Origin of the sequence: Colwellia sp. BRX8-9, assembly GCF_014077245.1 — a bacterium.
GTDB lineage: Bacteria > Pseudomonadota > Gammaproteobacteria > Enterobacterales > Alteromonadaceae > Colwellia_A.
In genome coordinates, this window is sequence record NZ_JACGVN010000027.1 from 26,671 (window position 1) to 51,819 (window position 25,149).

23 protein-coding genes are annotated in these 25,149 nt (G+C 38.6%); 19 read left to right on the forward strand and 4 right to left on the reverse strand.

Annotation, left to right across the window (positions count from 1 at the left end; genetic code table 11):
• Positions 1-90: 90 nt before the first annotated feature.
• Together H4J70_RS17700 and H4J70_RS17705 are read left to right on the forward strand one after the other, a co-directional pair.
• Complete coding sequence (locus H4J70_RS17700) at positions 91-1,464, forward strand: DUF3300 domain-containing protein (protein ID WP_182251587.1); 1,374 nt, start codon at positions 91-93, stop codon at positions 1,462-1,464.
• Positions 1,465-1,628: 164 nt separating this feature from the next.
• Positions 1,629-2,297 (forward strand): hypothetical protein, encoded by a 669-nt coding sequence (locus H4J70_RS17705; protein WP_182230836.1) that lies wholly within the window; start codon positions 1,629-1,631, stop codon positions 2,295-2,297.
• A 74-nt stretch (positions 2,298-2,371) separates the two neighbouring features.
• Here the strand turns inward: H4J70_RS17705 and H4J70_RS17710 are convergent, their stop codons facing one another.
• Positions 2,372-2,845 (reverse strand): Lrp/AsnC family transcriptional regulator, encoded by a 474-nt coding sequence (locus tag H4J70_RS17710; protein ID WP_070374299.1) that lies wholly within the window; start codon positions 2,843-2,845, stop codon positions 2,372-2,374.
• A gap of 279 nt (positions 2,846-3,124) precedes the next feature.
• Here H4J70_RS17710 and H4J70_RS17715 point away from each other — a divergent pair, with 279 nt between their 5' ends.
• From H4J70_RS17715 to H4J70_RS17740, 6 genes are read left to right on the forward strand one after another with little or no spacing between them, the layout of a single operon-like run.
• The gene (locus H4J70_RS17715; protein ID WP_182214018.1) at positions 3,125-5,914 is read left to right on the forward strand and encodes a monovalent cation/H+ antiporter subunit A; all 2,790 of its coding nucleotides are present in this window, start codon (positions 3,125-3,127) and stop codon (positions 5,912-5,914) included.
• Positions 5,914-6,258 carry a Na+/H+ antiporter subunit C gene (locus H4J70_RS17720; RefSeq protein WP_070374297.1) on the forward strand — a complete coding sequence of 115 codons (345 nt, stop codon included), beginning with the start codon at positions 5,914-5,916 and terminating at the stop codon, positions 6,256-6,258. Before H4J70_RS17715 ends, H4J70_RS17720 begins: the two co-directional genes overlap by 1 nt.
• A complete protein-coding gene (locus H4J70_RS17725; protein WP_182214016.1) occupies positions 6,255-7,772 on the forward strand; it encodes a monovalent cation/H+ antiporter subunit D in 1,518 nt (505 codons plus the stop codon). Before H4J70_RS17720 ends, H4J70_RS17725 begins: the two co-directional genes overlap by 4 nt.
• On the forward strand, positions 7,772-8,308 hold the full coding sequence (locus H4J70_RS17730) for a Na+/H+ antiporter subunit E (protein WP_070374295.1): 537 nt from the start codon (positions 7,772-7,774) through the stop codon (positions 8,306-8,308). Before H4J70_RS17725 ends, H4J70_RS17730 begins: the two co-directional genes overlap by 1 nt.
• On the forward strand, positions 8,302-8,571 hold the full coding sequence (locus H4J70_RS17735; RefSeq protein WP_182176009.1) for a K+/H+ antiporter subunit F: 270 nt from the start codon (positions 8,302-8,304) through the stop codon (positions 8,569-8,571). Before H4J70_RS17730 ends, H4J70_RS17735 begins: the two co-directional genes overlap by 7 nt.
• 10 nt (positions 8,572-8,581) lie before the next feature.
• Positions 8,582-8,914, forward strand: coding sequence for a Na+/H+ antiporter subunit G (locus tag H4J70_RS17740; RefSeq protein ID WP_070374293.1), 333 nt, complete (start codon positions 8,582-8,584; stop codon positions 8,912-8,914).
• Between the two features lie 243 nt (positions 8,915-9,157).
• On the opposite strand, the gene H4J70_RS17745 is transcribed toward H4J70_RS17740, so the two are convergent.
• The gene (locus tag H4J70_RS17745) at positions 9,158-11,653 is read right to left on the reverse strand and encodes a S8 family serine peptidase (protein ID WP_182251588.1); all 2,496 of its coding nucleotides are present in this window, start codon (positions 11,651-11,653) and stop codon (positions 9,158-9,160) included.
• Between the two features lie 764 nt (positions 11,654-12,417).
• Here H4J70_RS17745 and H4J70_RS17750 point away from each other — a divergent pair.
• From H4J70_RS17750 to H4J70_RS17765, 4 genes are read left to right on the forward strand one after another with little or no spacing between them, the layout of a single operon-like run.
• The gene (locus H4J70_RS17750) at positions 12,418-13,872 is read left to right on the forward strand and encodes a curlin (protein ID WP_182251589.1); all 1,455 of its coding nucleotides are present in this window, start codon (positions 12,418-12,420) and stop codon (positions 13,870-13,872) included.
• 46 nt (positions 13,873-13,918) lie between these two features.
• Entirely contained in the window at positions 13,919-14,323 is a 405-nt protein-coding gene (locus tag H4J70_RS17755) for a CsgE family curli-type amyloid fiber assembly protein (protein WP_182251590.1), read from the forward strand.
• Positions 14,324-14,340: 17 nt separating this feature from the next.
• Positions 14,341-14,757 carry a curli assembly protein CsgF gene (locus tag H4J70_RS17760; RefSeq protein ID WP_182214011.1) on the forward strand — a complete coding sequence of 139 codons (417 nt, stop codon included), beginning with the start codon at positions 14,341-14,343 and terminating at the stop codon, positions 14,755-14,757.
• 3 nt (positions 14,758-14,760) lie between these two features.
• Positions 14,761-15,546 (forward strand): CsgG/HfaB family protein, encoded by a 786-nt coding sequence (locus H4J70_RS17765; protein ID WP_182214008.1) that lies wholly within the window; start codon positions 14,761-14,763, stop codon positions 15,544-15,546.
• Between the two features lie 77 nt (positions 15,547-15,623).
• Here H4J70_RS17765 and H4J70_RS17770 read toward each other — a convergent pair whose 3' ends face one another.
• The gene (locus H4J70_RS17770; RefSeq protein ID WP_182214007.1) at positions 15,624-16,328 is read right to left on the reverse strand and encodes a LuxR C-terminal-related transcriptional regulator; all 705 of its coding nucleotides are present in this window, start codon (positions 16,326-16,328) and stop codon (positions 15,624-15,626) included.
• Between the two features lie 315 nt (positions 16,329-16,643).
• Between H4J70_RS17770 and H4J70_RS17775 the strand changes: the two genes are divergently transcribed.
• The 3 genes from H4J70_RS17775 to H4J70_RS17785 all read left to right on the forward strand — a co-directional run bounded on the left by H4J70_RS17775 (position 16,644) and on the right by H4J70_RS17785 (position 18,697).
• Complete coding sequence (locus tag H4J70_RS17775; RefSeq protein ID WP_182214005.1) at positions 16,644-17,210, forward strand: elongation factor P hydroxylase; 567 nt, start codon at positions 16,644-16,646, stop codon at positions 17,208-17,210.
• Positions 17,203-18,339 (forward strand): ATP-NAD kinase family protein, encoded by a 1,137-nt coding sequence (locus H4J70_RS17780; RefSeq protein WP_182245028.1) that lies wholly within the window; start codon positions 17,203-17,205, stop codon positions 18,337-18,339. Before H4J70_RS17775 ends, H4J70_RS17780 begins: the two co-directional genes overlap by 8 nt.
• 64 nt (positions 18,340-18,403) lie before the next feature.
• Positions 18,404-18,697, forward strand: a complete 294-nt coding sequence (locus tag H4J70_RS17785) for a YfcL family protein (protein WP_070374290.1) — start codon at positions 18,404-18,406, stop codon at positions 18,695-18,697.
• 22 nt (positions 18,698-18,719) lie between these two features.
• Here the strand turns inward: H4J70_RS17785 and mnmC are convergent, their stop codons facing one another.
• The gene (mnmC, locus tag H4J70_RS17790) at positions 18,720-20,012 is read right to left on the reverse strand and encodes an FAD-dependent 5-carboxymethylaminomethyl-2-thiouridine(34) oxidoreductase MnmC (RefSeq protein WP_310740374.1); all 1,293 of its coding nucleotides are present in this window, start codon (positions 20,010-20,012) and stop codon (positions 18,720-18,722) included.
• A 176-nt stretch (positions 20,013-20,188) separates the two neighbouring features.
• On the opposite strand from mnmC, the gene fabB reads away from it, so the two are divergent.
• The 4 genes from fabB to H4J70_RS17810 form a co-directional block, all read left to right on the forward strand.
• Complete coding sequence (gene fabB / locus H4J70_RS17795) at positions 20,189-21,400, forward strand: beta-ketoacyl-ACP synthase I (protein WP_070374288.1); 1,212 nt, start codon at positions 20,189-20,191, stop codon at positions 21,398-21,400.
• Positions 21,401-21,603: 203 nt separating this feature from the next.
• The gene (locus tag H4J70_RS17800) at positions 21,604-22,737 is read left to right on the forward strand and encodes a 4-phosphoerythronate dehydrogenase (protein ID WP_182213998.1); all 1,134 of its coding nucleotides are present in this window, start codon (positions 21,604-21,606) and stop codon (positions 22,735-22,737) included.
• A 50-nt stretch (positions 22,738-22,787) separates the two neighbouring features.
• Positions 22,788-23,807: an aspartate-semialdehyde dehydrogenase gene (locus H4J70_RS17805; protein WP_070374286.1), complete on the forward strand. Its 1,020-nt coding sequence runs from the start codon at positions 22,788-22,790 to the stop codon at positions 23,805-23,807.
• A 241-nt stretch (positions 23,808-24,048) separates the two neighbouring features.
• Positions 24,049-25,149, forward strand: a 1,101-nt coding sequence (locus H4J70_RS17810) for a FimV/HubP family polar landmark protein (RefSeq protein WP_182251591.1), incomplete at its 3' end; no start/stop codon positions are given.

Here is a 25,149-nt window from a genome sequence, read left to right on the forward strand (position 1 = left end):
GTTAACAAATAGCCGAGAAAACTGTTCAGGTTACGTTCAGTTTAGTGTTGTTATCTTTGTGTTCTAGAATTAGTCATAAGGATTATAACGATGAAAAAAGTCACGTTTTTATTCAGCTTTGCTGCCTTAGTTAGCTTTAACTTGTACGCTGAGTACCAGCCTTCACAGTCAGCGCTTCAGCAACAAGAGCAACAAGAGCAGCAGCTATTTAGTGAAGCTGAATTAGCACAAATGCTAGCACCCATTGCACTTTATCCCGACAGCTTATTAACTCATATTTTAATTGCTGCTACCTATCCTATTGAAATAATCGAAGCCCATCGCTGGCTAAAGAAAAACACAAGACTAAATACTGAGCAAGTGGCTCAAGCGGTAAAAGATTTTAATTGGGATGCCAGTGTTAAAGCATTAGTGCCTTTTGAGCGTATTCTTAGCCGACTTAGTGAAGATTTAACCTGGACTCAACAGCTTGGTGATGCTTTTTTACAAGATGAGTCGATATTATTAGAAAGTATTCAACGGTTAAGAAAGCAAGCTCAACTTGCCGGAAACCTGGGTGAAATGGATAATATGGAGGTTAGCTATCAAGACAGTAATATTGTTATTGAAGCAAGAGAGAAGGAGATTGTTTATGTGCCGTATTATGATACACGCATGGTTTATGGTGCTTGGCATTGGTCATCTTATCCTCCTGTTTACTGGCAACCGCAGAGAAGTGTTTATGTAAGTCGCTCCAATCCTTTTTATTGGCATGCTGGCGTTCATATTTCGTTTGATTATTTTTTTAGTGCTTTTCATTGGCATAATCGCCAGGTGGTTGTAGCGAATACTCGACGTTCTTCATATCGCTACTATGAACAGCGTCCTCGTCACTTAATTGCTAATGGTGGCTATGCTAAACGTTGGAGACACCAGCCCGTTCACCGTAAAGGTGTGGCTTATCGAAACAAGCATACTCGCGTTAAGTATAAGGACAAGCGAGTAAGGAGCAGCGAATCTAGCAATAGAAATCATGCTGTCGTGCACAATAAGCTACAAGGTAATACCAAGCGAGCTGTATCTACCATAAGGCACAAGCCCAATGAAAGCGCTCGACGAGTAAACCGTATCACTGACAAGGCGACAAATACTTTTTCAAAACCTGTAGCAAAACATGTATCAAAGCCGACAACAAGACAGCACAGATCTTATGATCAGTCTAAAAAAACTAAAGCCGAAAAGGTTTACCGAGCGAGTCGAACTGTAAATAAAGAAAGGCCCAAACAGCTTGCCACTAAAATTGATAAGAAAAGTGCCAAGCAGCAGACTTATCGTTCTGCTAATACTTCAATTAGTTCTAAAAGACAAGGTTCAAACAAAAAGCATGATAACCAAAGTAGGGTCATTAAAACAAAGCGTTCAAACGAAAAGCATAATAAACAAAGTAGGATTGTTAAAACAAAGCGTTCAAAGACTGACAAGTAACGATATTAGTCACTTTATATTTATAGCGCTGTATTTTTAAAACAAATTGGTTGAATGTTAATTCATTTAGCCTTTTTTTATAGATGGTTTATAATCACCTTTTATAATTAGACCAATCACTCGTGTTGGCCTAACGTCAAACACATTTTATCGAGCGAACTTTAATGAAAAGACTTTTACTTGTTTTACTCTTAATTATATTAAATTCAACCAGCTTTGCTAATGAAGAAGTTAAAGAGTTACCACCAATAGACCCTTCATTTATGGGTGAACATAATATGGTGCTCTTTGTTCAGCGCTCTGCTATATATGCTTCGGTGATGACAACCTATGATAGGCCAAGTAATGTGCAGTTATTATATAAAATTGAGAATAAAGATTTAGCACTTTTGCAAACCGTACGTGATGGGCAATTAACGACGATAAAAGCCAAGCCTTTTAATTTGCAACGTTTGATGCGAGGCGAGGAAATGGTCATTATGGCTGATGTATACGCAGGGCATTTTTCTCGAGGGGGAATGTTGGTTTATGAAAATATCCCCTTAACCTTTGCTAAAAAATTATACGTTCGTGAACTTGACGATATAAAGGATTCAAGTAATCAGCAAGAGTATGACGTTGTCGATTTGAAAAAGAATTATAAAATTTATATTCATAAAATTCAAAAAGCACCTAGCTTTTCACACTTACTAAATATTGACGTAGAAGCAGGGTGTTTGCCACGTTTTCGTACTTCAGCAGCTGTGCCAAAAGAAACTGAGCTGCTGTATAAGTTCCTCAATTGCGGCACAATAAGTCCACTTTATTTTGAAAGCAAAGACTTTGAAAAATAATTATTATAAATAGAAGCCTTCTTTAAAACGAGGCTTCTAGCGTTAAAGCACTATCGCATAATTACTCAGACTGATTAGTCCTCATCATCAAAGTTGGGCAATACCCCGCTGCGACTGTGTTCAAAAATAAGAGAGGTTTCTACGGTGGTTACTTCATCTCTTGAGGTAATTGCATTGAAGACAAACTGTCGTAAATGTTCACTGTCTTTAACTGACATATGAATGAAGTAATCATAGCTGCCGCCCATGTGATATAAGCTAACAATTTCAGGAAGTTTAAGTAAATCGTCGCGAAGGTTGTTAACAATATCTTCAGAATAGGGCTGCAAGCGAATAGCGGCAATGGCTTCTATATTTCCACCTAAACTTTTGAAATCAATCTCGATACAAGCGCCGGTAATTATATTTTTATGTTTCATACGCTTTACACGCTCTAAACACGTAGAAGGTGCCACCCCTATTTGAGAAGCTAACTCTTTATTAGTGATATCAGCATCGCGATATAAAATGGTTAAAATGCGTAAATCTATATCATCTAATTTTTTCATTATGGTAAGTCTTCTATTTATATAGTAAATTAACACTATACCGACTATTCTCTTATTAACCAATGCACTGTGGTTGATAATCAAACAATCGTCGAAAAAAACAATGCTTTTCCGAATATTCGCCGCTTAACTTTTATTCAGTTTATACTTAAGTGCTTTTAAATTAATTTCAATTACACTTTTATAAGGAGATAATGTTGTTAAATTTAGTTTAGCGACATATTATGTCTATGTTCCGATGTCATTACTTATAATTATAAAAATAAAAAGGCTTACTCTATGACTTTGCTTTGGATACCCTTGCTATCGTTACTCGGCAGTATTATTTCCTCAAGAACGGGAAAATTAACACGTAATCAATCAACTGCGTTGACGTTGTTAATGCCTATCATTGCATTATTGATGACGATTAGCTTAGCGCCAGCTATTTTTGCTGGCAAGGTTATTAGGGAAACAATCTCTTGGATCCCTTTACTGGGTATAGATATCGCCTTTCGTTTAGATGGCTTAGCGCTGTTGTTTGTATTTATGATCTTAGGAATAGGCATATTAGTTATCTTTTATGCCCGTTATTACCTCAGTAGTAAAGACTCTATGCCCAAGCTTTATGCTTATTTGATGTTATTTATGACAGCGATGCTTGGTATTGTCATGTCGAATAATATCATTCAGCTCTGGTTCTTTTGGGAGCTAACCAGTATTAGTTCGTTTTTGTTAATTAGCTATTGGTGGCATAAACCCGAGGCACGAAAGGGCGCAATCATGGCCTTAATCGTAACCGGTGGTGGTGGTTTAGCATTGCTGGCGGGTTTACTTTTACTAGGTAATATCGTTGGTAGTTACAATTTAGATGCGATCTTAGCGAGCAGAGAAATTATTCAAGCGCATGCTTGGTATGAAATCACTCTAATTTTAGTCTTACTGGGCGCTTTCACAAAATCGGCACAGTTTCCTTTTCACTTTTGGCTACCTCATGCTATGGCTGCGCCAACGCCGGTAAGTGCTTATCTACATTCTGCTACTATGGTAAAGGCTGGGATTTTCTTATTAGCGCGTTTTTATCCTGCATTAGCGGGTACCGATATATGGTTTATTCTGGTGAGTTTAACCGGATTAACTACCATGTTACTCGGCGCTTATATTGCGTTATTTAAACATGATTTAAAAGGGCTGTTAGCCTATTCAACGATCAGTCATTTAGGGTTAATCACTTTATTATTTGGTTTGGACACTAAGCTTGCCGCTGTTGCTGCCATTTTTCATATAATCAATCATGCTATATTTAAAGCTTCATTATTTATGGCAACGGGTATTATTGATCATGAAACGGGTACGCGTGACATGCGGAAACTCAACGGTATGTGGCGATTTATGCCTTATACCGCGACGTTAGCAATGGTTGCTGCGGCCGCGATGGCCGGTGTACCGCTGCTAAATGGTTTCTTGTCTAAAGAAATGTTTTTTGCTGAAACACTGCATCAACAATTACTTGGGTCTATGTCTTGGCTTATACCTGTACTTGCTACCGTTGCAGGAGCATTAGCTGTGGCTTACTCAGCTCGTTTTATTCACGATGTTTTCTTTAATGGTGACCCTATAGATTTACCTAAACAACCCAGTGAGCCACCGCGTTATATGCGAGTGCCTATCGAAATACTGGTCGCTTTATGTTTAATCGTCGGGGTATTCCCTAACTTTATTATTGATGACATTTTAAAAGCAGCGTCTTTTGCTGTACTCGGTGGATATGTTCCTGAATTTAAAGTTGCGTTATGGCACGGTTTTAATTTGCCACTCTTGATGAGTGCTATAGCGGTAATCGGTGGTTTATTTCTGTATACCCAGCGACGTTATCTGTTTCAATTTCAGGCATCTATGCCTAACTTGAACGCCAAGAAGGCTTTTGATGACAGTATATATCTCATCACAAAGTGGAGTCAGCGAAAAATAAACGACATAGAAAATGGTTCTTTACAACGTTATCTAATGCTAATGTTTGTTTTTGTTTTAATCTTTGCTGGTTGGCCATTATTTGAAATGCACCAACTAAGCGGGCAAAAAGAATTGACGCCAATTGATCTTCATAACGCGATTGGCGCAGCATTATTAATGATTGGCGCAATAAGTACGGTGATTTGGTACCGCGCAAGAGTGGTGTCATTATTGATGATATCAGTTGTTGGTTTAATGGTGTCTGTCGTGTTTACTCGCTTCTCAGCACCTGATTTAGCCTTAACGCAATTAACGGTTGAAGTCGTCACTATTGTTTTACTGATGCTGGCCTTGTTTTTCTTGCCACAGCATTCACCCAAAGAGTCTAGCTCTTTACGTGTGGTACGCGATTTAGGGATCTCTGCTGCTTTAGGGGTTGTCGTCGCGAGTATTTGCTATGCATTAATTACCCGCCCACTTGAGTCAATATCAGAATTCTTCTTAGCCAATGCTAAAACAGGTGGCGGCGGTACCAACGTTGTTAATGTTATTTTGGTTGATTTTCGCGGCTTTGACACCTTAGGTGAAATTTGCGTATTAGGTATTGCTGCGCTGGGTATTTATAAGCTTTTAATCAACCTACCGTTACTTCTTCCTGTTAGGGATAGTGAAGGGCGACTATGGGCGAAAGAGCGTTACCCTATTTTATTAGCCAGTATTTCTCAGTCATTACTCCCCTTGGCATTAATGATCTCGTTTTATATTTTCTTACGTGGTCATAATCTTCCCGGTGGTGGATTTATTGCAGGTTTAGTGACCTCAGTTGCCTTTATTTTACAGTATATTGCACACGGCTCAGCCTGGATATCTACTCGTTTAACGATTAATTATCGGAAAATTATTGCCTCAGGAATTGCTATTGCGACATTTACTGGTGTGGGTAGTTGGTTCTTTGGTAGGCCGTTCATGACTACGTGGTTTGACTATTTCGATATTCCCATTATTGGTAAAATTGAACTTGCCAGTGCACTGATCTTTGATCTGGGTGTTTATATTACAGTTGTAGGCGCGACATTAATGATTTTGGCAAGTCTTGGTCAATTAGCGAGCGGGCCTAAAGAAGAGGTGAAAATTTAATGGAATTACTTTACGCATCCTGCGTTGGGCTTTTAGTGTCTTGTGGCGTGTTTCTAATCTTACGTTCTAGAACGTTCCCTATCGTATTAGGGCTAACGATGTTTTCTTACGCGGTTAATTTATTTCTGTTTTCATCTGGGCGGCTTAGCATCAATAATGCTGCGGTGCTTGGAACCTCTTCAGAATATACGGATCCATTGCCACAAGCTTTAGTGTTAACCGCGATAGTTATTGGTTTTGCAATGACTGCCTTCGTGGTTATTTTAGCTATCAGAGGGCGAGCAGATCTAGGCAGTGACCATGTAGATGGCCAGCCAGAAAAAGATAAAAAGGTAAACGTATGATCCAGAATTTGACCTTTTTACCGATTTTATTGCCGATACTCGCGGGTGTTATTTTATTGATGCCTCCCTTTGGCTCTAATAAAAGTACCCGAAGAGTGGCTTCTGTCGTACTCAGCGTTTTTACATTTGCCGTCTCATTGGCTTTACTACTCAAAGTCCAAGCTGATGGTACTCAGGTTTATGCTATCGGCGATTGGAGTGCACCCTTTGGTATTGTACTCGTTGCTGATCCCCTCTCGACATTATTAGTGTGTTTAACGACATTGCTCGGTGTTGTCTGTGTGTTATATGCGAGTGCAGGAGATGATGATAAAGGGAGTTTTTTTCATCCACTTGTACATTTTTTAATTTTAGGGGTCAACGGCGCATTCTTAACCGGTGATGCTTTTAATCTATTCGTTTTTTTTGAAGTATTACTTATCGCCTCGTATTCGTTGCTAATGCATGGTGGAGATAAAAAAAATACCCGAGTTGCTTTGCAGTACGTGATCCTTAATCTGGTTGGCTCAGCGATTTTCTTGATTGCTTTAGGGATTTTATATGGTGTATTAGGTACACTAAATATGGCTGATATGGCTCAGAAAGTAGCACTTTTACAAGGTGATGATGTTTACTTAGCCAAAATTGGTGGGATGTTATTATTGGTGGTATTTGCTTTAAAAGGCGCTTTGCTACCACTCCATTTATGGTTACCTAATACTTATGCAACAGCAATACCTGTTGTCGCGGCATTATTTGCCATTATGACCAAAGTGGGTGTCTATTCAATGATGCGTGTTTATACACTTATATTTGGTGATGAAGCGGGCGAATTAACTCATATGGCGCAAAGTTGGTTGTGGTGGTTAGGGCTTGCTACAATTGCTATGGGCGCGGTAGGTGTTTTAGCCAGTAAAGATTTAAGAAAGTTAATCGCTAATTTGGTGATTGTGTCGGTGGGTACCTTGGTTGCATTAGTTGCGGTACAAACTATTGAAGCAACTTCCGCAGCTATCTATTACTTAGTGCACTCAACGTTGGTTACAGCAGCACTCTTTATTTTAGCTGACTTAATTGGTCGCCAACGTGGTGATGTTGCCGACCGTATTTCTGCAGGCTCTGCTGTTTCTCAGCCAAAGTTGCTTGGCGCTTGTTTTTTGATTGCTGCGATTGCGGTGATAGGCATGCCACCTTTGTCTGGTTTCATTGGAAAAGTATGGCTGCTTAAAGCAACTTTAAATGCTGAATATACCTTGGTGTTTTGGCCAATATATCTTTTTGCAAGTTTAGCTATATTATTTGCTGTGTCTAAAGCAGGTAGCACTTTGTTTTGGCATCATCATGCTAAAATAACCACTGATACAAAGCAAGAACGTGTTCATCCAGCGCAATTAGTCGCCTTGCTTATTCTCATCTCTGGTGCACCATTAATGACTATTTTTGCTGGACCATTAAGTGAGTATGCCATTGGTGCAGCTACCCAGTTACATGATTTTAATAACAACATTAAACTTATCCTTTCAGGAGGACAGTAATGCGATTAGAAACACGATTTAAATGGCTACCCGCTCCTTTAATGAGCCTGGTACTGTTTACTGTCTGGTTGGTGTTAAATAACAGCTTGTCAGCAGGGCATATTTTCTTAGCCACTACTTTAGCGATAGTCATTCCTTTGGTGACTAGCCCGTTTAGAACAAAGCAACCCATCATTATTAAGCCTGGTTTAGCGTTGCGCCATTTAGCGTTGGTTTTATATGACATTATTACGGCCAATGTTCAGGTTGCTATTTTAATATTAGGGCCCACTAAAAAACTAACACCTGGGTTTGTTAAAGTACCATTAGACTTAACACACAGTTTGCCCATTACTATTTTGGCAAGTACTGTGTCATTAACGCCAGGCACTGTCAGTGCGGAAGTGTACCCTTGGAGAGAAAGCTTGAGTGAAGGTGAAAAGCTTGAACAACAGTTTTTGCTAATACACGTTTTAGATCTAAAAGATGAACAGGCCTTAATAAAAATGATTAAACAACGCTATGAAGCGCCTCTTAAGGAGATGTTTCAATGTTAGAAACTGTGATTTCAATTGTTTTTGCTATGATAGGTTTGTCGTTATTATTAAATGTATGGCGCTTATTAATGGGACCTTCTATACCCGATAGAATACTTGCACTCGATACGATGTATATCAATACAATCGCATTGATCATTTTATACGGTATGAGTATGGGCACTGCATTATATTTTGAAGCAGCGCTGTTAATCGCTATGTTAGGATTTGTGAGTACTGTTGCGGTATGTAAGTATTTGCTGCGTGGCGATATTATAGAGTAAGGGGTAAGTTATGGCAGAATGGATTATTTCAATATTATTATTAATTGGCGGCTCTTTTGTACTCGTTGGCTCTATTGGCTTAGTAAAAATGCCAGATTTTTTTATGCGACTTCATGGACCCACTAAAGCTACAACACTTGGCATGGCATCGTTGTTAACTGCTGCGATGATCTTTTTTAGTACCACTCATACAGGGTTTAGTGTAAAAGAAATACTGATCTCGCTATTTTTATTACTTACTGCACCCATCAGTGCCTATATGATGATTAAAGCGGCGATTCATCACAAGCTTGAGAGTATAGAACGCACAAAAGGCATAGATAACATTGAAGATGATGTTTAATCTTTTCTAGCGTTAACTCAATAAAGTATCTGTTAAATATAAAACACTGACCGTCTTGATGCTCAGTGTTTTTTTACATTATTTAACTGAATATCAACACCTTATTAAAATAAAAAATCCCTAACTGTTTTAATTGTTAGGGATTTTTAGCTAGCTAGAACATCAGTATCTACTACTTAATATATCGGTGTTATAACTATTATCTGGCGTTTTATTGCCTAGTCATCTTCTGTTAAATGAAGCTTAGAAGTTAACGGTTACTTCATTTGAACATGCTGTTGACGCATCACAAATTTGATACACGAATTGGCTACCTGTTGTGCGACGTTCACGGTCACGGTAAATACCCGCATTTTCTACCGTATCAATTTTTACACCATTACGGAAAATATCTACACTATCTGCTGAAGTACCTTCCCAAGTAATATCAACACGTAAGCGACCTAAACGAGACTTGTATGCACGTTTAACCGCGGCTTCAATACTTACTGATGAAACAGTGACCAGCATATTTTCTGTAGTGTTTAAACCTTCGCTATCTGTAACGGTAAGTGTAACTTCATAGTTACCCGTTGCAGCGAAAGTATGTACAGGGTTTTGTGCGCTCGATATAGCACCGTCACCGAAGCTCCAATCCCAGCTAACCATATCGTCATTTCTATCAGTGCTGCTATCCGTAAACGTAGCGGTTAGACCGTCTGCTTGATAAGTAAAGCTCGCTTGTGGTGCGCTAGGAAGTGTTTCACCAATACCAGTAATAGTCAGTGCCCAGTTGTTTAATGTACCGGTATCTGCCGCTGCATTATCAGCAACACTTAATATCCAGTCACCCGTGGCTACTTCGCCGTTGAAAGCTGAAGAGCTAAAGGTACTATCAATGTTATCGTCGCCGCCACCTGATGCACTGTGCAGTGGTGCAGTAGTCCCTGAAGGAGATGTTAACATGACGGTTAAGTCGCCAATCCACGTATGAGTAATATTTACATAAATATCAGAAGCAAAAACGGTAAGTTCATCTGCAACATTAATGGTTGAAGAAATACCTTCTGCATTGTTATCAGGAATACTAATAACCTCATCATTCGTGTAAGTAAACTCGTTCAACCCTTGTGGATTAACCATTAAGCGAACAGTAGATGCTTTAACTAAATCATCACTTGTTCCCGTTACCACAAAAGTATATTCACCCCACTGTGTTTCCGCTGTTGTTGGTACACTCAGTTCAAATGTTGCACCTGGCGTTGCAGTATCTGTTGATAATGTTGCACCAGCAAGTGAGCCATCTAAAGTTAAGCTAACTTCACCGTTCCAATCGGCAACAGAACCAACATTAAAGCTGTAAGTTGCTGTTTCGCCAGCTTCAATAGTGTTTGAACCTGGTGTTGCTGCAAGCGTAAAACCAGGTGTTGGATCCGCATCGTTTAGTGCATTATTAACGTTCAAGCGTTTTCCTGATACTGTTTTACCTGCAAGTGCAGCGTTATCATCACCAGAGCTCATTAAGAGTGCTTTCATTTCAATCGCACTCAGTTCAGGGTTTACTGACCAGGCTAATGCTGCCGCACCAGTAACATGTGGCGTCGCCATCGAAGTGCCTGAATATGATGCGTAGCCACCACCGGGTACTGTTGATAAAATATCAGAGCCTGGAGCACCTAAATCAACAGTGGTTAAGCCCCACTGTGAAAAACTAGACATACTATCAGTACGCGTTGTACTTGCTACGGCTAAGACTGAATCATGCGGGTAGCCAGAAGGATAGCTGCTTTGCGCATCGTTGTCGTATGCATCGTTACCTGCGGCGGCAACAAACAAGATGTTAGCTTCTTCAGACGAAGTAATTGCATCAGAAAGTGCTTGGCTAAATCCGCCTCCGCCCCAACTGTTATTAGTAGCACGTACGTTTATGCCATTATTTTTTAAATCAACGAAGTAATCAATACAGGTTAATGCGTCAGAAAGGCTACCAGAACCCGATGCACTAAGGAATTTACAACCTATAATAGATACATTGTGGTTAACACCAACTACACCTAGCCCATTGTTGCCTGTTGCTCCAATCGTACCTGAAACATGACTACCATGACCTGCGTCATCCATAGGATCACCCACACCGGTAATCGCATTGATACCATGCATATCATCGATAAAACCATTGCCATCGTTATCAATACCGTCACCCGATATTTCTGCAGGGTTAGTCCAGACATTCGCCATTAAATCAGGGTGTGTATGATCAACACCGGTATCAATAACACCAATGATCACATCATGACTACCCGTAGATATATCCCATGCTTCAGGAGCATCGATATCTGCATCGGCAACACCACCACCTTGACCCGTATTATTCATGCCCCAAAGGTCAGCGAAGCTACTATCGTCAGGTGTTACGCTTGCATGAACAATATAATCAGGTTCAGCATATAAGACAGCTGGGTTTTTACGGAGTTTTTCAAGTGCACTTTTGACTGAAATATTATCAAGGGTAAATTTCGCGATACGGCCTTTTTTCAAGTTGCGATATTTATCATCAATTTCGTCATTGTTTAAATCAGAAATTTTAGCTCGCACTATGCTGCGGGCAGCACGACGGTCAAATTTAGATGCGCTATCTTTATAGACAACAATCACTGAGTCTGATTTATAAGTAAGACCTTCTTTCGAGCTAAGGTCTAGTGATGCATTAGCGAACAAAGGCAGTAACGCCAATGTTAAAGCTGATAATTTTGCTTTCATGTTTTGCTCCATGTTTATTTTTAATCGTTAATTAAATTATGTGTAGCCTACAGATAATTATTAGGCTGAATTCCTTTCTTTCTAAATATTTCTAGCTATGGGTTTACGCAACCTTATTACTTTAATCATAAAAATAGAGGTGTGACTATTAAAATGTAACAAACACGACTTTTTCATTACTTTAGCTAGATTTTTTTGAGATTTTTTACGACTTTTTTACTACTTTTTCTGTATTTAATCTGAGAAGTTATTAACTAGTCCTTTTTTGTTAGTACTTATGTTTTAACAAAGTTTTAACGTATATTTAACTTGGGGTTGTTGTTTATCTTATTGTTTTTTAATGTTTTTATTGGAATGGTAAAATAGGGTGATATATATTTGTTACTAAACAACGTACAGTTTTTAATGCAACGAAGTAAAACGAATAGAGTTTTTGTTTGGGTTTCTTATGGTTTTAATTAGAAACGTATTCAAAGTGCTTATTTACCATTTTTTATCGTTTTGAACGCTAAGGTGATATTTATCAAATTAGCGATTATGTCAATAAGCCAGGCTGGTTAAATACTGTAAGGTATATAACTTTTTTTATGGTTAACTTATTGAAATTAAGTTTAAAATTATTATTTTGGTACTGTTCATTATTATTGTTAAACAGTTATGGGAATACAAAACGCCAATACAGGTAAGACAACAAGCTTCTTATCCATTAAAAACATTGTGAGTAAATTGTGTACTCAAATAAAAAATAAAAATAGGGATATATTTTGAAACTTAATAAATCATTAATCACTTGCGCCATTGTTATGGCACTAGGTTTAAATCAAACGGCTTTTGCCGGTGAAGATACCAAGGAAGTTACAAGTACGGTTGTTATTCAATCCGATCTGATGGTCAATGCACTAGGGAATGTGATTATGTTGTCACAAAGCTCTACGGTAGGTACTGATTTAGGTAATGAAACGACTATTTTTCAAGAGGGTGATGTCAATGGTACTGGCTTTACTGTGATCGGTGAAGGCAACATCGCAGAGATCATGCAAATAGGCGCCGAGAACTTAGCTGTTGGTACCTTTATTGGTAACAATAATGAACTGTACGTTGATCAAGATGGTGATATCAACGAAACAGAAAATAACGTTACCGGTGATAATAACCTTGTTGAAGTAAGTCAGCTGGGCGCTGGTTATTTGGGTATTGGTAATCGTGTTGTTAATGAGGTTGTGGGTGACGGCAACGAAATCACTGTAGATCAAGGTGACGGCGGTCATTGGGCTATTAATAGTGAACTAACCGGAGCCGATAACACTATCGATATTGTTCAAGATGGCGAATGGAATGAAACTTACCTCACCACTATTACCGGTGACAGCAATACTGTTGAAAGCACTCAAGATGGTTATTGGAATGTGACAAGGGTATCAGCGATTGAAGGTGATGCAAACGAACTTGAAATAGAGCAAGACGGCGCTCGAAATCAGGTTACTATCGCATCAGTTGCTGGTGATGAAAACGAAATTGCTATCGATCAAGAAGGTGATAACAATATCGCTGAGTCAGGACTTTATATCGGTAATGCTAACACCACTGACATCATGCAAAACGGTGATGGAAATACGGCTAGCTTTGATGTTATTGGTGATGAAAACGACTTTAACTATATACAAGTAGGCGATAGTAACAGCAGTTATATTGGCGCTATTGGTACTAATAATGAATACACTTCTGTTCAAATGGGTAACTTAAATGAAAGCCACGTTGTTAACTTTAATGGTAATAACAATAACATTGACGTGATGCAATCTGGCGACGAAAATGTTGCTGTTTTAGAAGCTTCAGCTGATGACAATGTCTTGACCACAAGCGAAAATGAAATTTCAATCGCTCAAACGGGTTTTGCTAATGACGCGGTAGTGGTGTTAAGTACTATTCTTAGTAGTAATGCGAATACCATAGATATTGCTCAAAACGGCGAATTAAACTCATTAGATATTCTAGTTGAAGGCAGTAACCACGAAATTGGTATCGAACAAATAGGTGATGAAAACTTAATCTATGGAACTGATGGCGGCGCTATGCTTATTGGCGGCGACAATATTGCATTTAACATAAGCCAAGTGGGTAATGGCAACGTTGTTGAGGGATCTTTTATTAGTGATTCTGGCGTAGTTTCTATCACGCAAATGGGTGATTGGAATTCTGCGGTCATTGTACAGCAGTAATGACTTGTTAATCTAAATTTGGATAAGGGGCCACAGGCCCCTTTTTATGTCTCTTAATATGCTTAAATATATATCTTTAATCTTGATCATCCTTTTATCGTTATTTTCGCCTTCTAGCCATTCGTCTAGTGAAGTTGAAATAGGGGGGTTACTCCTTGATAATACCAAGAGTCGTTTAGGACATGATTTTTACTTTAAATTTAGTCAGTTATGGCATGACGTACCAAACACGCAAGGCATAAATGTTCAAATAATAGAACAAATTGTACCCAGAGCAGGCACTAAGCTTAGTTTAGTGCTTAACCGTCGTATTATTTATGTCACTTACTTTGGGCGACGCCAATCACCGGTCAAAGAAAAAGTAGAGCAAGCGATATTTATATTAATCGATGCAATGTCGCAGCCTCAATATAGTCGAAATAATATTGATATGGCTGGGAATGGTTTTTAGTCATAAGGAAAGTAGCCATGAAAAAATTAATATTAGCTTTAGCGATTCACCTTAGCTTAAGCGCTTACGCAATGAGCTCAGAATTAGTTTATACACCCATTAATCCAAGCTTTGGTGGTAGTGCATTAAACGGCAGCTTTTTGTTAAGTAAAGCACAAGCACAAAATAAACATAAAGCCGAGCAGAGTAAAAAAAGCTTTGAAGAAAAAGTATCAGATGCTATTGAACGGGCAACAATTAGCGATATTGTCAGTCAATATAAAGACACTGTTTTAGGTGAAAGTGCGGTATTTAACAATGAAGGCGACACCACTTTTTTTAGTGGCGATTATCAAATTGATATTTTATCTGCTAACAGTGACAGCATAACTATCGAAATTACTGATTTATTAACAGGTAAAGTAACCATAATTGAAATACCGAAGTTTGGATAAGCAATGAAAAAAATTATAATCGTGACCCTAGTTGGCCTGTTATCGGCCTGTAGTGTATTGGATTCAGCGAGTAATTTATTTCCTCCTAAGCAGTCATTAGCAACAAAAATGATGCCGTTAGAAAGTTTTAAAGAACTAAAGGCTTTACCTAAACCTAAAGGACCAATAGCCGTTTCAGTGTATGCTTATCGAGACCAAACAGGACAATACAAACCGCAAGCTAATGTCAGTTCATTCTCTACTGCGGTAACTCAAGGCGCTACCTCTATTTTGATGCAGGCGTTAAGTGACTCTGATTGGTTTTTACCGGTAGAGCGTGAAGGTTTACAAAATGTATTAACTGAACGAAAAATTACCCGCGCAGCTAATCAAGCAAACAAAGCGACAGAAAATATAGAATTACCCCCATTGACCACCGCTAAAATACTGCTTGAAGGCGGTATTATCAGTTATGACTCCAATACTAAAACCGGAGGCTTTGGTGCTGAATATTTTGGCATTGGTGCTTCAGAGCTATATCGTGAAGATCAGATCACCGTTTATATGCGTGCGGTTGATGTGCGCACTGGGCAAGTGCTTGTGTCGGTATCTACCAGTAAAAAAGTGCTGAGCCAAGAAGTACGCGCTGGATTTTTCCGTTATATCAGTTTTAAACGTTTAGCTGAAATGGAAGGCGGTTATAGTGATAACGAACCTATGCATGTTTGTGTGCAACAAGCGATTGAAAAAGCGATCACTGAATTAGTCATTAAAGGCATCGCACGAAATGTATGGCGTGCTGACGTTTAAGCGTTATTCGCAACAACTAAAAGGGCAGTGATTAATCACTGGCCTTTTAGTTTGTATTATATTTAGAGCTGATGATATTAATTCGCAGTAAAGAGATAATCCTGTGTCCGACTGATCAGTTCAATACGATTTCTTGATTGGGTTTTTCTAAAAATACTATAAAGGTGCGTTTTTACTGTATTGGGACTAATGTGAAGCTGATCAGCAATTTCTTGATTTTTTGCACCACGAGAAACTAAACCAATGATGGTATTCTCACGTCGTGTCAGGCTGGGTAAGCTTATTGATTGTTGCTGTTGATTTGCAGGGAGTTGATTTAATTTACTCACTTTAACAAGTAACTCACTGAGCGCACTATTCATGGTTTTTCGTTTAAACCATCGCTCATTTTTTTGTAATCTTGTAATACCACGCAAAATAATGTCAATGCGTTCACCTTGATAAAATATCCCAGCAATGCTCGATATCAACAGTTGTTTTTCATCACATAAATTATCGGTAGCATTAAAAAAAACAACCCGTACTCTAGAGGTAAGTTGCTGTATTTCCATTGGAATATTATCTGTCAAAATATAGAATTGTAAATCAATAAAAATCAAATCAAAAACTGTTATTAGCTCATTATTAGGTAAGGTTTCTGCTAACGTGATATCAATACCACAGGTTTTAACTAGGTCGGTAAACTGGAGGGTAGAGTGGTGAACTTCATTTTTTGCAATATTACTTACTACACTATTTGTTAAAAAGAAGGCTTTGAGCTTAAGTCCATTTATTGGATCCATAGTTAACTAATTCCCTATCCATGTAATATTCAATCCTTTTTATGCTTATTTAACCGATAAGAAATTACACAGATATCTTGTGTCTACTTAACAATAATTTTGCATTTGTTACATCAACATAACAAATAAAAAGCGCAATGTCGTTATAAAAGAATAAACATTTATAATTAAAAAATCACCCTTGAAAAGTATCCAATTACCGGCATCTAATTTCATTATCTAAATGCTTTATTTAGCTAAAATAGCCAGTGCAAGCCGAATGACTTTTGGTTAGAATACCTCGTCTATTTTTTACCTATATGCCAGAATATAAAAATGCCAGAACCCTACCAAGATTTAATTCAAATCTTTAATGACACATTTAGTTCCAGCACCAATACTCGTTTGATTAAAGGCGACGACGAGCCTTTGTATAGTCCGGCAAGTAATTCCTGTGACTATCATCAAATTATTTTTGCTCATGGTTTTTATGCCAGTGCTTTACATGAAGTATCACATTGGTGTGTGGCTGGAAAAGCACGTCGGTTATTAGAAGATTTTGGTTATTGGTATATGCCTGACGGTAGAGATGCGGAGCAACAGAAAACATTTGAACGGGTAGAAATTAAACCACAAGCAATTGAGTGGGCTTTTAGTGTGGCAGCAGGGAAAAAATTTAATGTTTCAGCTGACAACCTCAATGGTGCAGCTGCCGATACTATTACTTTTAAAGAAAATGTTTTTCAGCAAGTGCAACAATATTTGCATCATGGGTTTCCTGTTCGCGCTCAAGCATTTATTGACGCACTGGCTAATTTTTATAACGTATCGTTGCCTTTGAATATCACCCAATTTTCTGCCAACGCAACATTTAATCACTCAGAGACTGTTACTCATGTTTAAACTTGGTTTTATTATCAATCCTATTGCTGGCATTGGCGGCAGTGTTGCTTTGAAAGGAAGCGATGGAGATGGCATTGCAGAACAAGCCCTAGCGCTTGGAGCTACCGCAAAAGCAAATCAGCGAGCAAGCTTAGCACTGTCAATACTTCTACCTTATCGAGATGACATTATCGTTTATTGTGCTAATGATCTTATGGGAGAGATGGCCGCTCAGGCACTTGGTTTTAAAACCCAAGTTGTTTTTCAAACCGATAAGCCTGAACATACCACGGCAGAAGACACTGAAAATACTGTAAAAGCCTTGTTAGCAGAGCACGTAGATATATTATTATTTGCTGGTGGTGATGGCACTGCCCGCAATGTTTGTAAAATTGTTGGCGACAAATTTCCTGTGCTAGGTATTCCTGCGGGCTGTAAAATTCACTCAGGTGTCTATGCCGTTACGCCAAAAGCTGCGGGGCGGGTAGTAGAGATGATGCTGACTAATCAGTTAGTTACCCTTACCGAAGCTGATGTTATGGATATCGACGAATCGTTATTTCGAGAAGGTATTGTTAAAGCAAAACGCTATGGCGAAATGCAAATTCCGGCTGAGTTACGCTATGTTCAAGCGGTTAAATCTGGTGGCAAAGAACTTGATGAGCTAGTGCTGCAAGACATTGCTGCTCATGTTATTAATGAAATGGACGATGAGCTTTTTGTGATTGGCTCAGGCTCAACCACCGCTTTTTTAATGGAAGAGTTGGCGCTAGATAATACTTTACTGGGCGTTGATCTGGTTGAACAGCAACATTTAATTGCCAGTGATGTAACCGAGCCGCAATTATGGCAAGCAATAACCTCGGCGAAAGCCGATAATAAAACAATTAAGTTGGTGATCACGTTAATTGGTGGACAAGGTCATATATTTGGTCGAGGTAATCAACAGCTCAGTCCACGAGTGGTTCGCGCCATCGGCAAAGATAATATTTTAATTATAGCGACGAAAGCGAAATTAACAGCATTAGCATCAAGACCCTTAATTGCTGATACCGGTGATAGTGATTTAGATATCGAGCTTTCAGGGTATTTACCGGTAATAACAGGATACAATGATCAAGTATTATACCCGGTAGCAAGTCCACAATAATGGGCTTTCAATCTATGTTTACAACTAATCATAAATTTTTTAAAACTTAACAGTAAGTAGAATTATGTCAATTGAAGAAAAAAAATCGTTTGAAAATATTGCTGCCCTTTATCTATATTTAGATAATTTATTTGATCAAGATAACAGTGATGACCAATTATTTGCCAGCAGCTATTTACGCGGCTTTATCAGTTTATCTGTTATTGAATTTGGTGATGAGTCGCAAGCACTCTCTCAAGAACTTGCGCTAAGTATCGATGAAAAATTGCAAGCAGCCCGTACCGAATTGAGCCCGCAAGATAGAAAAATAGTACAAGACTATTGGCTAGACCTTAAACAATCATTTGTATCGGTTTAGTCATAACAGCCTTTATTAAAGACTATAAATATTTACGACGAATAATATCGCGAATAACAAACCTGTTGGGTGATAAGTTGAAAAGTTCTTGTCTGCCAACAGGATATTCGCCACCCGTTAAATCAGCAGTCAAAATATCGGCTAATAGCGGCGCTGTACATAAGCCCCTAGCACCCAAGCCGGTAAGTACGTATAGATTTTTAATCACAGGTGCAGGTTCTTGATAACGCCAGTTTTTATCTTTTGCTAAATGGGCATAGCTGCTTTTATGCTGGGCTATATCAGGCATAGCGCCCACAACGGGTAAGTGATCTGGTGTCATACAGCGTAAACGAGCTTTACTCGAGGTAACGTCTTGTTCGCGCCATGATATTAATTTAGGCAGGCACTTTTCTAACATGGTTAAATTATATTGATCGCCAGCATCTGTAGCCACAATATCGAAACTGTCCTTTTCAAATGTCGCGCCGATGCAATGTTGTTGCTGGTGTGCAGGTGTTAGATAACCTTTGTGGCAAATAACGGTAGATAAGTTTTTGATCTGCTCGTTCGTTGCCATATTCGTTATTTGACCACGCACAGAACTCAGTGGTAATTCATCAATAATATTGAGTTTAATAGATTCAGCACCGCCGCAAAAAATAACAACTTTTTCATTTATTGTGCCTTTGCTTGTTGTTAGCTGCCAACTTTTGTCGTCTTGCTGGTTAAGTGCGGTAATGTTTACTTGATTTTTTATCAACAACTGCTGAGTTTGCTGTGCTGCATTAAATAGCTGTTGAACTAATTCACCGGGCGCTATCCAGCCAGCGCTGGGCATAAACAACCCCCCGTGTTCAAGTGTAATACCGGCTAATAGTGATGCTTGCTCTGCATTTATACTGGTAATTAATTCTTTTGACCAAGGGTTGGTTTGCTCGAAAATTTTTTGTCTTTTTTCTAAAGCTGTTTTGTAGGAAATTTCAAGTAAGCCACACCAATCATGACTAAAAACAAACCCTTTGCTGTGTAAGTCTTTATAGCATTTTAGTGCATGCCAAAATGCCTGTTGGTAAAACAAGCTAATGTCATCAACTTGTTGATGAATAAGTGGAAATAACGCACCGACATGATTACTCGAAGCGCCTTGGGCAATTTCTTTATCTTTACAATAAAGTGTTACTTTTATATTTTTTTGAGTCAATGCATAAGCAACACAGGCAGCAGCAATGCCACCACCAATAATGGCAACACTTTCGGGTTGCTTAATAATGGGTCTAATTTGATAGCCTTTTCTTTCAAGCGGCGTATTTAAATTTTTTTGTTGTTTAATCACAAGTATTTATTAAATCCATTGGTTTTCAAGCGCTAAAGATAGTATTTTAACGTGAATTAAATGTGTCTGTCATAAAATTGTAAAAACCAGTGTACACGTGTACACTGAGCAGACCAGTTTGTGGGCAAATTTCTGTATGATATGCCTGATTTTTCAATTTTTAAATGGTTATTCAAATGAAACGTGTAGTGATCACCGGATTAGGCATTGTATCGAGTATCGGTAACAATGCGGAAGAAGTTTTATCATCTCTTAAAGCAGGCCGTTCAGGTATTAGTAAATCTGAAAGCTTTGCAGAAGCTGGTTTAAAAAGTCATGTTTGGGGTAAGCCCACGATTGAGCCTAAAGATCATATTGATCGCAAAGCATTTCGTTTTATGGGTGATGCAGCAGGTTATGCTTACATCGCTATGGAACAAGCCATTAATGATGCCAAACTAACTGAAGACCAAGTATCAAATGTTCGTACCGGTATTGTTGCTGGCTCAGGCGGCGCGTCTTCAGAAAATATTGTTATTACCACGGATACACTCCGTAATCGCGGTATTCGCCGTGTTGGCCCTTATGCTGTGCCTAAAACTATGGGCAGTACCGTTTCAGCTTGTTTAGCAACACCTTTTAAAATTAAAGGTGTTAACTATTCAATCAGCTCTGCGTGTGCAACGAGTGCACACTGTATTGGTAACGCCATGGAACTTATTCAACTGGGCAAGCAAGACATTGTTTTTGCTGGCGGTGGTGAAGAAGTTCATTGGTCTCTAGCGATGATGTTTGACGGTATGGGCGCTTTATCTGCGGGTCGTAATGATACGCCAGAACTTGCTTCACGTACTTATGACGCTGACCGTGACGGTTTCGTTATTTCAGGCGGCGGCGGTATGGTTGTTGTTGAAGAACTTGAACACGCTTTGGCTCGTGGTGCACATATCTATGCTGAAATTGTTGGCTATGGCGCAACTTCTGACGGTTACGATATGGTCGCTCCAAGTGGTGAAGGCGCAGTACGTTGTATGCAACAAGCCATGCAAGGTGTTGAAGGCAAAGTTGATTATTTAAATACTCACGGTACTTCTACACCTGTTGGTGATGTTAAAGAGCTTGGCGCAATTCAAGAATTGTTTGGTAAAGATTCACCGGCAATTAGTGCAACCAAAGCAATGACGGGTCATGCACTCGGCGCGGCGGGTGTTCATGAAGCTATTTATTCATTACTGATGATGGAAAACAGTTTTGTTGCTCCGTCTATCAATGTTGATAACTTAGATGAAAAAGCGCAAGGCCTAGATATTGTTACTGAAAAACGTGATGTTGAACTTAATTTGATTATGTCTAACAGCTTTGGCTTTGGTGGCACTAACGCTACTTTAGTGATGAAAAAATATAAATAATGACAAACAACGATACCTTGTCATTTAGTGTTTAACTAAATCAGAAATACGCTTTGAATATAATTAACCGCGTTTTTCTGTTTGGTTACATCTAAAAGACTCAGTATTATTTTGTTATTTAAAAAGCCACTTTATAGTGGCTTTTTTGCATTTAAGATACAATAACCCTCATCAGATCAATAATGACTTTAGGTTTATAAACCATGAAGATTTTTTACGATGAAAACATGCCTTTTGCTGAAGAGTTCTTTGGCGACCTAGGTGAATTACACCCATTTGTTGGTCGTGAGTTAACCGCTCAACAGGTCAAAAGTGCGGATGTTTTATTAGTGCGCTCGATTACTAAGGTTAACCAAGCGCTATTAGCAAGCAATTCAACTTGTCAGTTTGTTGGTACGGCAACAATCGGTGTTGACCATATTGATCAGAGCTATTTAACTGAACGGGGCATTACTTTTACCGCAGCGCCAGGCTGTAACGCTATTTCTGTTGCAGAATATGTGATCAGTGCCTTGGTTGTCTTAGCCGAACGTTACTTAATTGATTTGTTCTCGTTAACCGTAGGTATTGTTGGTGGGGGTAATACCGGTACTCGTTTAAGTGAAAAATTATCGGCACTGGGTATTAAGTATTTAATTTGCGATCCACTACTCGCCGCAAAACAGACAAATAATACTAAAGACCAACGCCATTACTCATCACTTGATGATGTTTTAGCTTGTGATGTCATTTCACTGCATGTTCCCATCATTGAAAATGGCGAACAGCCAACTTTTCACTTACTCAATGAAAAACGTTTAAAGCAACTGCACGAAAAGCAAATTCTTATTAACGCCTGTCGCGGTGAAGTTATCGATAATAAATCGTTACTGGCGCTTAAAAAACAAGGGCATGGTTTGAAAGTTGTTTTAGATGTTTGGGAAAATGAACCTAATATATTACATGAACTTATTGCCTACACTGAAATATCTTCTGCGCACATTGCAGGTTATAGCTTAGAAGGAAAAGCACGTGGTACAGAAATGCTCTATCAGGCATTATGTCAACAACTGAATATACCGATAGAAAAGCACCTAAGTGATTTTTTACCACGCGCCTCAATAACCGAAGTTGAAATTAATCAACCGTTCGAGCAAATACTACTAAACCAGCTCGTAAAAATGGTTTACGATGTACGTCGTGATGATGGAATTTTCAGAGAAACAATTTTAAGTCATGGCTTTGACCACATTCGGAAAACTTATCCGGCTCGCAGGGAGTTTTCTGCGGTTAAAGTAAGCATGACAAATCAAGCCAAGAGTGATGTGCCACATCATCTTGGTTTTCTTAAAAAGTAACTTATTTAACGTATATAAAGTACTAATCTTCAAAGCAAAGAGAGAGTGACATGGCACAGAAATTTGATGTCTGCGTATTAGGCGCTACAGGTTTGGTGGGTAAAACCATCATTGAAATATTAGAAGAACGTGATTTTCCAATCAATAAATTATACCCGTTGGCGAGTGCTCGTTCAGCAGGTGAATTTATTGACTTTAATGGTCAAAGTATTGAAGTACTCGATGCTGACCATTTTGATTTTAGTCAAGCGCAAATTGGCTTTTTCTCTGCGGGTGGCTCAATTTCAGCTAAGTTTGCTCCTATTGCTGGTGAAGCAGGGTGTATTGTTATAGACAATACTTCTGAGTTTAGATACGACGCAGATATTCCGCTAATCGTTCCTGAAGTTAACCCAAGTGCATTAGCTGATTATAGAAACCGTAATATTATTGCTAACCCTAATTGTTCAACTATTCAAATGATGGTCGCGCTAAAACCTATCTATGATGCTGTTGGTATTAATCGTATTAATGTTTCTACTTATCAATCAGTTTCTGGTGGTGGTAAAGCAGCAATGGACGAATTAGCTAAGCAGACTGCAGACTTGTTAAGCGGAAAACCTGTTGAGACTAAACATTTTCCTCGTCAAATCGCTTTTAATGTTATCCCGCAAATTGATGTCTTTATGGATAATGGTTATACCAAAGAAGAAATGAAAATGGTCTGGGAAACGAAAAAAATTCTAGGCGATGAAAACGTTCTTGTTAATCCAACCGCGGTTCGTGTGCCGGTATTCTTTGGTCACGGTGAAGCCTTACATATTGAAACGGGATCACCGATTTCAGCAGAAGAAGTTAAAGATTTGCTTGAGCAAGCTGAAGGTATTGTTGTTTGTCGTAATGACGAAGACTTTCCAACACAGATAGGCGATGCAAGCGGAAAAGATGCCACTTATGTTGGTCGTATTCGTGAAGATATTAGTCATAGTTGTGGGATCAATATGTGGGTTGTTGCTGACAATGTACGTAAAGGTGCGGCAACAAACAGTGTACAAATTGCTGAATTATTGGTTAAAGACTACCTTTCATAACATCCCTTTAATAAATGAGTTAGCGTTAAAGTTGAGTTAACCTTAAGATTTATTAAAGAAAAATCAAAACTCGTCGTTATAGTTAACGACGAGTTTTTTGTTTCATTATTACTAAAAAAATGTGTATTAACTTGCTATGATATAAACAGCAGGTGTAGGGTTGGAATAAAATTTGCTTTACTTTCTCTAGGCTTGAAGTGCCAAACAATTGGCAGTAAATAAAAATAATTAGGAAAACTTGATGCATCGATTATTACGCCTGTGCCTGTGGCAGGTAATATTTATAAGCATTACCACGTATAGTGTTTCTTTGTTCGCCTTTGAAGAAGGCGGTATTCGTATTCGGGGCCCCAAGGCGACGGATATGTTTCCGTACGATCAATACGGGCCTATTACCTCAAAAGATACCCTGTGGAACATTGCTTTAAAAGTTCGTCCAGACCCTACTTTGTCTGTTTATCAAGTAATGCAGGCGTTATATCAAAAAAATCCGCAAGCATTTAAAGAAAATAACTTAAACCATCTTAACAATGGCCAGTACTTAAAATTGCCGTCTGTTAGTGAGATGCGTGCCATAAATCCTCTTGCGGCAAAAAGTAAGTCAACCTCTGATGATAAAACATGGCAAAAGAAAGTTGCTAAAACTGTTAAGAAAAAAATTGTTCCTCCTGCTGAACTTGCCATTAAAAAGGAAGATTTAGACGCGACTAAAAAAGAAATCAATGCACAGCTTGAAGAAATAAACTCTAAGCAAACCGTTCGTTTAGAAACTATCCAAAATGATGTTTTAGATTCAATTGATGGCTTGCAGGCTATTCTTAAAGAAAATGCAGTTGTTGATGAAAAAATATCAACGGTGAATCAGCAGCTGAATGTTTTTAAAGAAGCTTCAACTATAGAAGATGAAAAACAAAACGCTCAATTAGCACTGATCATGTCACTTCAGCAAGAACTATTGAAAATGGCAGAAGCGAGTGAGCAAGCGTTATTATTAGAGAAGCAAAAAGCTGAACTTGAAAATGAAGGCATAACCTCGCAGCTTTGGTTTCAGATCTTAATGTCAACGCTACCAGCATTTTTTGTCTTGAGTCTTGTATTTTGGTTCTTGCGCCGTCAAAAAGGTGGAGAAACTGAAGCTGTAGCTAAGCCTAAAAAATCAAAAGCTGTTGCTCAAGAAAAAGCCAAACCAGCAGACACAGCTGAAGAACCTCTTGCTGCTTTAGATAACGAACTTTCACTTGATGATGAATTATCGCTTGATGATGAATTATCACTTGATGATGAACTTTCAATGGACCTATGTGAGGATGAACTTAATTTAGATGATTCATTGTTTGCTGAC

Excerpts from the sequence above, each read along its gene's own strand:
- H4J70_RS17700 (WP_182251587.1), top strand. The coding sequence starts at position 91 with ATGAAAAAAGTCACGTTTTTATTCAGCTTTGCTGCCTTAGTTAGCTTT.
- H4J70_RS17705 (WP_182230836.1), top strand. The coding sequence starts at position 1,629 with ATGAAAAGACTTTTACTTGTTTTACTCTTAATTATATTAAATTCAACC.
- H4J70_RS17710 (WP_070374299.1), bottom strand. The coding sequence starts at position 2,845 with ATGAAAAAATTAGATGATATAGATTTACGCATTTTAACCATTTTATAT.
- H4J70_RS17715 (WP_182214018.1), top strand. The coding sequence starts at position 3,125 with ATGACTTTGCTTTGGATACCCTTGCTATCGTTACTCGGCAGTATTATT.
- H4J70_RS17720 (WP_070374297.1), top strand. The coding sequence starts at position 5,914 with ATGGAATTACTTTACGCATCCTGCGTTGGGCTTTTAGTGTCTTGTGGC.
- H4J70_RS17725 (WP_182214016.1), top strand. The coding sequence starts at position 6,255 with ATGATCCAGAATTTGACCTTTTTACCGATTTTATTGCCGATACTCGCG.
- H4J70_RS17730 (WP_070374295.1), top strand. The coding sequence starts at position 7,772 with ATGCGATTAGAAACACGATTTAAATGGCTACCCGCTCCTTTAATGAGC.
- H4J70_RS17735 (WP_182176009.1), top strand. The coding sequence starts at position 8,302 with ATGTTAGAAACTGTGATTTCAATTGTTTTTGCTATGATAGGTTTGTCG.
- H4J70_RS17740 (WP_070374293.1), top strand. The coding sequence starts at position 8,582 with ATGGCAGAATGGATTATTTCAATATTATTATTAATTGGCGGCTCTTTT.
- H4J70_RS17745 (WP_182251588.1), bottom strand. The coding sequence starts at position 11,653 with ATGAAAGCAAAATTATCAGCTTTAACATTGGCGTTACTGCCTTTGTTC.
- H4J70_RS17755 (WP_182251590.1), top strand. The coding sequence starts at position 13,919 with ATGTCTCTTAATATGCTTAAATATATATCTTTAATCTTGATCATCCTT.
- H4J70_RS17760 (WP_182214011.1), top strand. The coding sequence starts at position 14,341 with ATGAAAAAATTAATATTAGCTTTAGCGATTCACCTTAGCTTAAGCGCT.
- H4J70_RS17765 (WP_182214008.1), top strand. The coding sequence starts at position 14,761 with ATGAAAAAAATTATAATCGTGACCCTAGTTGGCCTGTTATCGGCCTGT.
- H4J70_RS17770 (WP_182214007.1), bottom strand. The coding sequence starts at position 16,328 with ATGGATCCAATAAATGGACTTAAGCTCAAAGCCTTCTTTTTAACAAAT.
- H4J70_RS17775 (WP_182214005.1), top strand. The coding sequence starts at position 16,644 with ATGCCAGAACCCTACCAAGATTTAATTCAAATCTTTAATGACACATTT.
- H4J70_RS17780 (WP_182245028.1), top strand. The coding sequence starts at position 17,203 with ATGTTTAAACTTGGTTTTATTATCAATCCTATTGCTGGCATTGGCGGC.
- H4J70_RS17785 (WP_070374290.1), top strand. The coding sequence starts at position 18,404 with ATGTCAATTGAAGAAAAAAAATCGTTTGAAAATATTGCTGCCCTTTAT.
- fabB (WP_070374288.1), top strand. The coding sequence starts at position 20,189 with ATGAAACGTGTAGTGATCACCGGATTAGGCATTGTATCGAGTATCGGT.
- H4J70_RS17800 (WP_182213998.1), top strand. The coding sequence starts at position 21,604 with ATGAAGATTTTTTACGATGAAAACATGCCTTTTGCTGAAGAGTTCTTT.
- H4J70_RS17805 (WP_070374286.1), top strand. The coding sequence starts at position 22,788 with ATGGCACAGAAATTTGATGTCTGCGTATTAGGCGCTACAGGTTTGGTG.